Source organism: Aeromonas sp. SCS5, from assembly GCF_001887375.1.
GTDB lineage: Bacteria > Pseudomonadota > Gammaproteobacteria > Enterobacterales > Aeromonadaceae > Aeromonas > Aeromonas jandaei.
On record NZ_LFCS01000003.1, the window covers coordinates 280857 to 292408 of the forward strand.

Consider the following 11552-nt stretch of genomic DNA (forward strand, 5'->3'; position numbering starts at 1 on the left):
GCCTGTTTCACGAACCTTCCCACCGCTGACTTGCATGCAAGCAGCACAACACAGGAGTGAGATGATGAAGCGTTTTGCCGCCCTGGCAGCAGCCATCCTGATGCTGGCCGCGCCGCTGGTTCAGGCGCAGGAGATGCGTGAAGTGACCGATGCGTTTGGCCAGAAGGTACAGGTGCCGGTCAAGCCACTGCGAGTGGTGACCTTGAGCGAGTTCGATCTCGACAGCGCCCTGACCCTGGGGCTGACCCCCATCGGTGCCGTCAATGGTCGCGGCCAGCCCACCATGCCACGTTACCTGCTGGAGAAAGGGGTCAGCGACATCAAGGTGATTGGCGATCTCGACAGCCCCAATCTGGAGTCGCTGATTGCGCTGGAGCCCGACCTTATCCTGACCGGCCAGACCCGTCCCGAGCTGCTGACCCTGCTTGGTGAAATTGCGCCGACCGTGGTCACCGGCAAGTGGGGCGAGCCGTGGCAGGATATGTTCCGTCGCACCGCACATACCCTCAACCGCGACAAGGAGGGGGAGGCCTTCCTCAAGCGTTATGAAGAGCGGCTGGCAGAGGCGCGCAGCAAGCTGGCAGACCATCAGGGGGAGAGCATCAGCATAGTGCGCTGGAACCCCAAGGGGCCGAGCTTCATGTATCAGGGCACCTTTGCCAGCAGCGTGGTGGAGTCGATGGGGCTGGTACGCCCAAGCAAGCAGCAGGGTAGTGGCGCACCCCACTCACCGGCGCTGAGTCTGGAGTCCCTCAACCTGCTGGATGCCGACTGGCTGGTGATCGGTACCCTGAGCGCTACCGGCGATGCGGTGGATGCCATGCGTCAGGCGGAGCAGACCCCGGCGTTCCAGCAGATGCCGGTGATCAAGGCCAAGCGCTTTGGCGCTGTGGACGGGTCGCTCTGGACCTCCAGCGGTGGCCCGCAGGCGGCATTGCAGGTAATTGCAGATGTGGAGCAGTTGCTGGCAACCCGCAGCTGAGCAGCCATCGCACAGCTGGGGTTGACCAAAAAGTTGACCAAGAGAGGAGGGAGGCCGATGCCTCCCTCTTTGCTTATCCGCGCGGCCCGGAGCGAGCCGAGCATTTACTGCGGCTGGATTTGGGTGATGGTGAGCTTGCCGGCCGGGTTCTCGGCGTGAAAGCGCACCGCATCCCCTACCTTCAGATCCTTGAGCAGGGCCGGATCAGCCACCTGAAAGACCATGGTCATGGCGGGCATCTTGAGGTTGTCGATCGCCTCGTGCTTGATGCCGACCTTGCCGTTGGCCGCGTCGATGCGAGTGATGACCCCCTTGGTCATCATCATGTCGCCCATCTCGTTCATGCCCGCCATTTGCCCCATCTGGCTCATGTCGTGGCCCTGATGGTTCATCATCTCGGCAGCCTGCAGGCTGGTGTGGGTGGCAAGGCCGAGCAGCAATGTGATGGCAACTGTCTTGTAGTTCATGGTCTTTCCTCGTGATTGATTCAAATGTGTTGTTTAGTCGGCTTGCTTGCCAAGGCTTCGGCTGCGCCACAGGTAGTAGGCTGCGGGCAGCACCAAGAGGGTCAGCACCAGTGCGCTCACCATGCCGCCGATCATGGGGGCGGCGATGCGCTGCATCACTTCGGATCCGGTGCCGTGGCTCCACATGATGGGCAACAGGCCGGCGATGATGGTCACCACCGTCATCATCTTGGGGCGCAGGCGCAGGGCTGCGCCGTGGATCACCGCCCGGTGCAGGCCCGCCTTGTCCGGCTTGCCGCAGGCCACGAGGTCATCCCAGGCGTGGTTGAGGTAGACCAGCATCAGGACGCCGGTCTCGACCGCCACCCCGGCCAGAGCGATAAAGCCCACTCCGACCGCCACCGAGAGGTTGAAGTCGAGCAGCCAGAGGGTCCAGATCCCGCCCACCACTGCCAGCGGCAAGGTAGTGAGAATGAGCAGCACCTCCTGGAAGCGGCGAAACGCCAGATAGAGCAGCAGCACGATAATGGCGACCGTGAGCGGCACCACGTAGGCGAGGCGCGCCTTGGCCCGCTCCATGTACTCGTATTGGCCGGACCAGGTGAGGGCGTAGCCCGCCGGCAGCACCAGCTGCTTGCCCACTTCGGCCTTGGCCTCATCGACGAAGGAGCCGATATCGCGACCGCGAATGTCGACGTAGACCCAACCGTTGAGGCGCGCGTTTTCACTGCGCAGCATGGGTGCCTCGTCGCTGATGTAGACTCGGGCCACGTCCGCCAGCGCGATGCGCGCGCCACTCGGGGTGACCAGCGGCAGTAGCTCGAGGCTCGCCACCGAATCGCGATAGCTCTGGGGATAGCGCAGGTTGATGGGGTAACGCTCGCGCCCCTCGATGGTCTGGCCCACCTCCATGCCGCCCACCGCAGTGGCGAGCACCGCCTGCACGTCGGCGATGTTGAGGCCGTAGCGGGCCGCTTTCAGCCGGTCGATATCCACCTTCACGTAGCGGCCACCGGCCACCCGCTCGGCGTAGACCGATGAGGCACCCTCCACCTTGCCGACGATCTGCTCAAGCTGCTGGCCGAGCTGCTGGATCACCTTGAGGTCCGGCCCCGCAATCTTGATGCCGACCGGGGTCTTGATGCCGGTGGCCAGCATGTCGATGCGGGTCTTGATGGGGGGGACCCAGGCGTTGGTGAGGCCGGGGAAGCGGATGAGGGAATCCAGCTCTTCTTTGAGCTTCTCCGGGGTCATGCCTAGGCGCCACTGATCGCGTGGCTTGAGCTGGATGCTGGTCTCCATCATCACCAGATCGGCGGGGTCGGTGGCTGATTCGGCGCGACCCGCCTTGCCGAACACGTTCTGCACCTCGGGCACGGTGCGAATGAGCTTGTCGGTCTGCTGCAAAATCTCCCGCGCCTTGCCCACCGAGATATTGGCCGCTGTGGTGGGCATATACATGATGTCCCCCTCATCGAGCGGCGGTATGAACTCGGAGCCCAGGTACTTGAGCGGCCAGAAGCCCGCCACCGTCACCACGGCGGCGATGGCCAGGGTGGTTTTCGGGCGCGCCAGCACGGCCTTGAGCAGTGGCACATAGCCCTGACTCAGCCAGCGGTTGAGCGGATTGGCCTGCTCCGCCAGCACCTTGCCACGGATGAAGTAGCCCATGATCACCGGCACCAGCGTGATGGCGAGCCCGGCTGCCGCCGCCATGGCGTAGGTCTTGGTGTAGGCGAGCGGGTGGAACATCCGCCCCTCCTGCGCCTCCAGTGCGAACACCGGCAGGAAGCTGATGGTGATGATCAACAGGGAGAAGAAGATGGCTGGCCCCACCTCTATGCTTGCCTCGGTGATGATGCGCCAGCGGTTCTTGTCGGTGAGCGCCTCCCGCTCCATGTGTTTGTGGACGTTCTCGATCATCACGATGGCACCATCCACCATGGCGCCGATGGCGATGGCGATGCCGCCGAGCGACATGATGTTGGCGTTGATCCCCAGCAGGTGCATCACGATAAAGGCGGTCAAAATCGCAATAGGGAGGGAGATGACCACCACCAGCGACGATCGCAGGTGGAACAGGAAGGCGAGGCAGACCAACACCACTACAGCGAACTCCTCTACCAGCTTGCCGGAGAGGTTGTCGATGGCGCGCTGGATAAGGTCGGAGCGATCATAGACGGTGACCACCTCCACCCCCTCCGGCAGGCTGCTCTTCAGCTGGGCGAGCCGAGCCTTGACCCCGTCTATGGTGTGCTGGGCATTCTCGCCATAGCGCATGACGATGATGCCGCCCACCACTTCCCCTTCGCCGTTGAGCTCGGCAAGGCCGCGCCGGCTCTGGGGCCCGGTGACCACATCCGCCACGTCGCCCAGCAGCAGCGGGGCGCCGCGCACATTGGTACCGAGCGGGATCTGCTTCAGATCCTCGACGCTCTTGAGATAGCCGTTGGAACGCACCATGTACTCCGCTTCTGCCATCTCGATGACGGAAGCGCCGGTCTCCTGATTGCCCTGCTTGATGGCGGTTTCGATAAGGGAGAGCGGGATGCCGTAGGCGCGCAGCTTGTCCGGGTCGACCCGCACCTGATACTGGCGCACCATGCCGCCGACGGTTGCGACCTCTGAGACCCCATCCACCGTCTGCAACTCGTACTTGAGGAACCAGTTCTGCAGCGAGGTGAGCTGGCTGAGGTCGTGCTTGCCGGTTCTGTCCACCAGCGCGTACTGATAGACCCAGCCCACCCCGGTGGCATCGGGGCCGAGCTGGGGACGGGCCGAGGCGGGCAGATTGGGCGCAACCTGGCTCAAATACTCCAGCACCCGGGCGCGGGCCCAGTAGAGGTCGGTGTTGTCGTCAAACAGCACATAGACGAAGGAGTCGCCGAAGAAGGAGTAGCCGCGCACCGTGGTCGCCCCCGGTACCGCCAGCATGGCAGTGGTGAGCGGGTAGGTCACCTGATCCTCCACTACCTGCGGCGCCTGGCCCGGATAGGAGGTCTTGATGATCACCTGCACGTCGGAGAGATCCGGCAGGGCGTCCACCGGGGTCTGTTTGACCGACCAGAGCCCCCAGGCGGTGAGCATGAGGGTCAATAGCAGCACCAGAAAGCGGTTGCCCACGGACCAGCGAATAATCGACGGGATCATGGTTTTGCTCCTTGCTCATTTTGTGCAGAGAGCTGAGCCTGTTTGTTGGCAACGTAGCGAATGATGGAAGGGATCATGACTTCTTCTCCATCTCGGGCATCGCCATCTGATGCTGGCTATGCTCCATGCCTTCCATCTCATCCATTGCAGGCTTGGCGTCGCCGTCAGTAGCGGGTGCCTTCTCCTGATGGATGGTGGTGATGCGGTACTCATCCCCCTCCTGCATCACCTGCAGATGGAGGGTCTGCCCCTTGGCCAGCTTGCTGATGTCGACTTCTTCGGCGACGGTGAACTCCATCTCCATGGCGGGCCACTGCCACTCGGGGATGGGCTGGTGGGAGACCATCAGGGTGCGGTTGGCCAGATCGATGCTTTCAACCTCACCCTGGGTCCACACCTGGGCGGGGCGCACCGCCGTCATGCGCTGAAAGTCGGAATCGATGGCCGATTCGGAGTCGAGCAGGAACTGGGCCGAGCTGACGATGTTATCCCCAGCCTCTACCCCTGCCTTGATGGCCACCTTGTCGCCAAACTGGGGGCCCAGGGTGACGGCGACCGATTTGAAGCTGCCATCCCCCAGCGCCAGCACCAGCCGGTCCTGGCTGCCGGTGCGGATCACCGCTTCGCTCGGCACTACCAATTGCGGCTCTCCCTTGCCCGCCTGAATGGTCACCTTGGCGAACATATTGGGTTTCAGGAACTCGTCCGGGTTGGCAAAGCGCAGCCGCACCTTGAGGGTGCGGGTGGTGGCATCCAGCGTCGGGTAGAGGTAATCGACCCGGCCCTGCCAGTGGCGGCCGGGGGCGTAATCCAGGGTCATGGTGACCGGATCGCCCACCTTCAGCAGGGCGGCCTGACGTTCGAACACCTCGGCGCTCACCCACACCTGTTTGAGGGTGCTGATGTTAAAGAGCGCTGCGGCGGGCTCCACATACTGGCCTTCGCGCACCTTCAGCTCGGAGACATAACCGCTGCTGGGGGCATAGATACGCACCGTCTCCTGCACCTGACGGGTGCGCTTGAGGGCCGCAATCTGATCTGCCGGTACCTGCAGAGACTTGAGCTTGCCCTCGGCGGCGCGCAGCAGTAGCGGATTGCTGGTGTTGAGAGCCAGCAGATACTCATGCTGGGCGTTGACCAGATCCGGGGCGTAGAGCTCGTAGATCAGGCTGCCCTTGCTCACCTGCTGCCCCTCGCTCTTGATGGCGAGGGTGCGGATCCAGCCCGCCATGCGGGCGTTGACGGCTTCCAGCTTGTCCTCGTCATAGCCGACGTAGCCCACCGTCTCGATCTGCTGGTGGATGGGGAGCTTCTCCACCTTGGCGAGCCGTACCCCCAGGTTCTGCTGGATCTCTGGGCTGATGGTGACTGTGCCGGGTGAGCCGCCCTGTTTTTCCTCATAGACAGGGATAAAGTCCATCCCCATGTTGTCCTTGGCGGGGGCATCGCGCTTGTCGCGCGGATCCATGGGGTTGACCCAGTAGAGCGGCGTCTTCTCCTTGGCCGCGGGGCCAGCGGTGGTCTGTTTGGCGACCCAGTAGCCGCCACCGGCGCCGAGGGCCAGCAGCAGGGCCGATACCAGCAGTTTCTGGCTCATCGCACACCTCCACTTAGTGGCTGGGTGGCAAGGTTTTTGGCGGCGATAAGGCCGGTAACAGGGACAAGTGACATCATATCTCTTCTCTTGTGCACGCCGCCGGACGGGAGATGGACAAGGCATCACCCGAGGTATTGGCGGCAAACGGGGCGCAGCTGTGTCAGCGCGCACGGCTCCCTGTGAGCGGACCGGTTTGGTCGGGGCACAGGGTTAGGCAAGGCGGCAGGATACGGGCAAGCCGAGGCTTGCCGCTGCCGCAAGAGAAGATCTTTCTAGTGGCGCAGCACCGACAACATCAGGTGTCGACGTGGCCAGGAGGGGGGATGGGTACCACGGGATCGCAGGAAGGGATCCCGCAACCAGTTATCAAGCAGTGACGCTGCGAAGTTGCTGCCAAGCAGCAGGGGGAAGATCAGCAGGGCGACCAATACACCCAGCAGAGCCATCGCCCCGAAGGAGAGGGCATTGACGCCAGTTTGCATCTGGCACTCATCGCCCATGGCTGACCCATCGTCCCCCTGATGGCAGGAGAGGGTCATGCCATCGCCCGGGTGCTCCATGGCGGCCATCGCATGAGAGATCTCGCCATCCGCCATCGCCGTGGATGAATCGAACATCACCATTGGCCGGGGGCTGCTTTGGGTCGTCTCGGAGGAGAGGGGAGAACCATGCCAGCTGATGCAGAGAGTCAGATTGCACACGAGCAGCAGCGCCAGCAACAGCCGGGCCAGAGCAACGCAGGGCAATCTTGCAGCAAGCTGGATGAGTGACAAACTGGATATCCTTCTGGATCAGATGGTTGGACTGTAAACCTTGCCACAGGGATAAGGTCAAGGTTCGCTCACAGGCACCATGAGGGGGAAGAAGATATAAAAAATACCCCCGCAGGTGCGGGGGTAGGGGTTATCAGTGAACAGGCTCGGTCTTACTGCTTCGCGCCTTTTTCTGAGCCTCGCATGATGAGGCGGAAGAAGAGCGGGATAAAGAAGATGGCGATAAAGGTCGCGGCCAGCATGCCGCCGATGACCGGCCAGCCGAGGGCGTGACGGCTCGCCGCACCGGCGCCGCTGGAGGTGACCAGCGGCACACAGCCGAGGATAAAGGCGAGCGAGGTCATGACTATGGGGCGAAAACGCAGGCGCGCCGCCTCCAGTGCCGACTCGATGAGGCTCATCCCCTCTTCGTGCTTCATCACTGCGAACTCCACGATCAGGATGGCGTTCTTGGCCGCCAGCCCGACGAGCGTCACCAGACCGATCTGGAAGTAGACGTTGTTGGTCAGACCCACCAGCCAGGTGGCCAGCAGAGCGCCAAACAGGGCGAACGGCACCGCGGTGATCACCGCAAACGGCAGGCTCCAGCGCTCATACTGGGCGGCCAGAATGAGGAAGATCATCACGATGCCAAAGCCAAAGGCCATGCCTGCACTGCCGGCCGCCGCCTTCTCCTGATAGGCGGAGCCGGTCCACTCCAGCTTGGCGTCGTTGCCAAGGGTGTTGTTGGCCACCTCTTCCAGCGCTGCGATGGCCTGACCCGAGCTGTAGCCCGGCGCCGGTTGCGCCATGATCTTGGCCGCCTGGAAGATGTTGAAGCGCTCGACCAGCTCGGGGCCGGTGGCGTCACGCACCGTGACCAGACTGCTCAGCGGGATCATCTCCCCCTTGTTGGAGCGGACATAGACGTTGCGGATGTCGCTCTTCTTGGCGCGGTAGTCCGCCTCGGACTGCAACTGTACCCGGTAGGTACGGCCGAACTGGTTGAAGTCGTTGACATAGACCTGACCAAAGGTGGCCTGCATGGTGTCGAACACCGCGTTGATGGGCAGCCCCAGCGCCTTGGCCTTCTCCCGATCCAGATCGAGATAGACCTGCGGCACGTTGGCGCGGTAGGTGGTGGTTACGCTGGCAAACTCCGGGCGCTCCTTGGCCGCTTCGAGGAAGCGCTGCACTTCAGCCGAGAACTCCTGGGCATTGCCCGAGCCGCGATTCTGCAGATACCCCTCAAGGCCGCCTGTGGTGGACATCCCCTGAATGGGTGGCGGGTTGAAGGAGGCGACGAAGCCGTCCGCCAGCCCCATCAGGCTCATCCCCTGCAGGGTCTTGGCCAGCGAGAAGGAGTCGGCTCCCGCCTCTTTGCGCTCGCTCCAGTCCTTCAGGGTAATGAAGGTGAGTCCGCTGTTGCTGACGATGGCGCTGGAGAGGATGTCAAAGCCCGAGAAGGTGATGACATCCTTCACGTTGGGGTTGGCCATGGCGATCTTGTCGAACTGGTTGGCGACCGCCTGGGTACGGGTCATGGCGGCGGCATCCGGCAGCATCACTGCGGAGATGAGGTAACCCTGATCTTCGTTCGGGACCAGCTCGCCCGGCACCTTGAGGAAGAGGCCGTAGATGGAGAGCAGCAGGACAGCGATGATGCCAAAGGCCACGGCCACCCGACGGTTGAGGAAGGCCACGCCACGCACATAACCACGGGTCAGCTGATCAAACTTGTCGTTGAACCAGACGAAGAAACGGGCCGGTTTGTGGTGCCCCTCTTTGAGCAACACGGCGCAGAGAGCCGGGGAGAGGGTCAGTGCCACCAGACCGGAGATGGCCACCGATACGGCAACCGTGATGGCGAACTGCTTGTACATCACCCCCGTCATGCCGCCCATAAAGGCGACCGGCAGGAACACGGCGCAGAGTACCAGTACGATGGCGACCACCGGGCCAGAGACCTCCTGCATGGCGAGAATGGCCGCCTCTTTGGGCGAACACTTCTTCTCCTGCATGATCCGCTCGACGTTCTCCAGCACCACGATGGCGTCATCCACCACGATACCGATGGCGAGTACCATGCCGAACAGGGTGAGCAGGTTGATGGAGAAGCCCAACACCAGCATGCCGGCGAAGGTACCGATCAGCGATACCGGCACCGCGATGCAGGGGATCAGGGTGGCGCGGAAGTTCTGCAGGAACAGATAGACCACCACGAACACCAGCACGATCGCCTCGAACAGGGTGTAGACCACCTCCTCGATGGAGATCTTCACGAACTCGGTAGTGTCGTAGGGGATCTGGTACTCCACATCCTGCGGGAAGCGGGCCTTGAGCCGCTCCATGGTGTCGTGCACCGCACCGGCTACCGCCACAGCGTTGGCGCCCGGTTGCAGGTAGGTGGCGATACCGATGGCCGGTTTGCCGTTGGCCCGGGCCAGGACGTCATAATCCTTGCCGCCGAGCTCGACCCGCGCCACATCCTTCACCCGGATCTTGGAGCCGTCAGGCGTGGAGCGAACGATGATGTTTTCGAACTCCTTCACATCCTCCAGCCGTCCCTTGGTCTGCACCGTGTAGGTGAAATCGACAGGAGCCGAGGTGGGCTGGGCGCCGATCTTGCCTGCCGCAAACTGGGTATTCTGTTCACGAATGGCGCCGATCACATCGCTCGGGGTGAGTTCGAGCTGGGCCAGTCGATCCGGCCGCAGCCAGATGCGCATGGCGTAGTCGGTACCGCCAAACAAGGTGGTATCACCGATGCCGGGAATCCGCTTGAGCTCGTCGATGATGTTGAGCAGGGCGTAGTTCGAGAGATAGGTGGTATCAAATGAGCCGTTTGGCGATTGCAAAGTCACCACCTGCAGGATGGCGGTGGACTTCTTCTTGACCGTAACCCCCTGCTTTTTCACCTCTTCCGGCAGCTGGGCCATGGCGGCCGAGACCCGGTTGTTGACGTTGATGGTGGCCTGATCCGGGTCGGTGCCGATCTCGAAGTAGACGTTGAGGTTCATCTGACCGTTGGAGGCAGAACCCGACTGCATGTAGATCATCTGCTCCACGCCGTTGATCTGCTGCTCAAGCGGCGCGGCAACGGTCTGGGAGATCACCTCCGGGGTAGCGCCCGGATAGAAGGCGGTCACCGAGACCACCGGCGGGGTGATCTGCGGGTACTGCTCGATGGGCAGCGATCGCATCGCCGCCAGCCCGCCCAGCACGATAATGATCGAAATCACGCTGGCGAAGATGGGGCGTTCGATAAAGAACTTGGAAAACATGCGAACTCCTTACTTGGCCGCGGACTGTCGAACCAGCTTGGCACTGATGGCCTGCATCTCTTCGGCAGAGACCGGCTTGACCACGCTGCCGGGGCGGGCTTTCATCAGCCCCTCGACGATGTAGTGCTCGCCCGGCTCAAGGCCGCTGTCGATCAGCACGCCATCGGCAACCACTGCGCCCAGCTTGACCGGACGGGGAACGACCTTGTTGTCGGCATCCACCACCATCACCATGCGGTCAGCCTGGGACTGAACGATGGCGCGCGGCGGCACCACGATGGCGTTTTTGCGGGTGCCCAGATCGATGGTCATGCGCACGAACTGGCCCGGCATCAGCACGCCATGTTTGTTGTCGAAGATGGCGCGGGCACGGATGGTGCCGGTCTGCGGATCGACCCGGTTGTCGGAGAAGTTGAGCTTGCCCGCCTCGGGATAGACGGAGCCGTCAGCCAGACGGATGTGGGTGCGCCAGTTGGTGGCATCCTTGGATTCAATCAACCCTTTTTTCACCGAGTTCTCGAAGTTGAGGCGATCCTGCTCCGAGTAGGAGAAGTTGACGTAGAGCGGGTTGAACTGGGTGATGGTGGTCAGCAGGCTGCTGTCGCCACTGGTGGAGATAAGGCTGCCTTCGGACTGGGAGCTCTTGCTCGCCATGCCGTCGATGGGGGCGGTCACCTCGGTGTAGCTGAGGTTGAGTTCGGCCTCTTTGACCTTGGCCTGAACCGCCTGCAGACTGGCGACGGCCGCCTCGTAGTTGGCAAGGGTGTCGTCATAATCCTTGCGGCTCACCACCTGACGCTTGAAGAGCGGGATGATGCGGTCGCGATCGGCGCGCGCCTTGTTGAGACGGGCCTGCTCCTGGGCAAGGGCGCCCTTGGCCTGTTCGAGGGCCACCTTGTAGGGCTCGGGGTCGATGAGGAACAGCTGCTGACCGGCGGTAACCGGCTGGCCCTCGACATAGGTGCGCTTGAGCAGAATGCCGCTCACCCGCGAACGCACTTCAATTTCACGAAAACCGGCGGTCTCGCCCACCATCTCGGTGGTGAGCGGCACATCGGTCAGGGTCACTTCATTGACCACGACAGGGAAGGCCGGAACACTCTGGGCCGCCGGGGTGGATTCACCGCCACAACCGCTCAGTCCGCCGATCAGCGCCAGAGTCAGCAGGGCACGCTTGAGCGGGGCATCTGCACCAAACCTGCCAATCTCTTTGCTGGCACCATAGCGGCGAGGGTGTCCGGTATTTTTCTCCATCTGGATCATTAACGTCATGATAAAAAACAGCTTCTCTTGGGGTGGAAGGGGGATGATAGGCCGGCA

At 62.5% G+C, this 11552-nt stretch carries 7 protein-coding genes; 1 reads left to right on the forward strand and 6 read right to left on the reverse strand.

The window, feature by feature from the left end; translation table 11 throughout:
- The first annotated feature begins 64 nt into the window (after positions 1-64).
- Positions 65-982, forward strand: coding sequence for an iron-siderophore ABC transporter substrate-binding protein (locus BS300_RS04385; RefSeq protein WP_071911027.1), 918 nt, complete (start codon positions 65-67; stop codon positions 980-982).
- A gap of 104 nt (positions 983-1086) precedes the next feature.
- Here the strand turns inward: BS300_RS04385 and BS300_RS04390 are convergent, their stop codons facing one another.
- The 6 genes from BS300_RS04390 to BS300_RS04415 all read right to left on the reverse strand — a co-directional run bounded on the left by BS300_RS04390 (position 1087) and on the right by BS300_RS04415 (position 11504).
- Positions 1087-1449 carry a copper-binding protein gene (locus BS300_RS04390; protein WP_071911029.1) on the reverse strand — a complete coding sequence of 121 codons (363 nt, stop codon included), beginning with the start codon at positions 1447-1449 and terminating at the stop codon, positions 1087-1089.
- A gap of 33 nt (positions 1450-1482) precedes the next feature.
- Entirely contained in the window at positions 1483-4599 is a 3117-nt protein-coding gene (locus BS300_RS04395; protein ID WP_071911031.1) for an efflux RND transporter permease subunit, read from the reverse strand.
- Between the two features lie 73 nt (positions 4600-4672).
- The gene (locus BS300_RS04400) at positions 4673-6196 is read right to left on the reverse strand and encodes an efflux RND transporter periplasmic adaptor subunit (RefSeq protein ID WP_071911033.1); all 1524 of its coding nucleotides are present in this window, start codon (positions 6194-6196) and stop codon (positions 4673-4675) included.
- Positions 6197-6468: 272 nt separating this feature from the next.
- Positions 6469-6969, reverse strand: coding sequence for a hypothetical protein (locus BS300_RS04405; RefSeq protein WP_071911035.1), 501 nt, complete (start codon positions 6967-6969; stop codon positions 6469-6471).
- 152 nt (positions 6970-7121) lie between these two features.
- Complete coding sequence (locus BS300_RS04410; protein WP_071911037.1) at positions 7122-10232, reverse strand: multidrug efflux RND transporter permease subunit; 3111 nt, start codon at positions 10230-10232, stop codon at positions 7122-7124.
- A gap of 9 nt (positions 10233-10241) precedes the next feature.
- Entirely contained in the window at positions 10242-11504 is a 1263-nt protein-coding gene (locus BS300_RS04415; RefSeq protein WP_239693796.1) for an efflux RND transporter periplasmic adaptor subunit, read from the reverse strand.
- Between the last annotated feature and the right edge of the window lie 48 nt (positions 11505-11552).

Excerpts from the sequence above, each read along its gene's own strand:
- BS300_RS04390 (WP_071911029.1), bottom strand. The coding sequence starts at position 1,449 with ATGAACTACAAGACAGTTGCCATCACATTGCTGCTCGGCCTTGCCACC.
- BS300_RS04400 (WP_071911033.1), bottom strand. The coding sequence starts at position 6,196 with ATGAGCCAGAAACTGCTGGTATCGGCCCTGCTGCTGGCCCTCGGCGCC.
- BS300_RS04395 (WP_071911031.1), bottom strand. The coding sequence starts at position 4,599 with ATGATCCCGTCGATTATTCGCTGGTCCGTGGGCAACCGCTTTCTGGTG.
- BS300_RS04385 (WP_071911027.1), top strand. The coding sequence starts at position 65 with ATGAAGCGTTTTGCCGCCCTGGCAGCAGCCATCCTGATGCTGGCCGCG.
- BS300_RS04410 (WP_071911037.1), bottom strand. The coding sequence starts at position 10,232 with ATGTTTTCCAAGTTCTTTATCGAACGCCCCATCTTCGCCAGCGTGATT.
- BS300_RS04415 (WP_239693796.1), bottom strand. The coding sequence starts at position 11,504 with ATGACGTTAATGATCCAGATGGAGAAAAATACCGGACACCCTCGCCGC.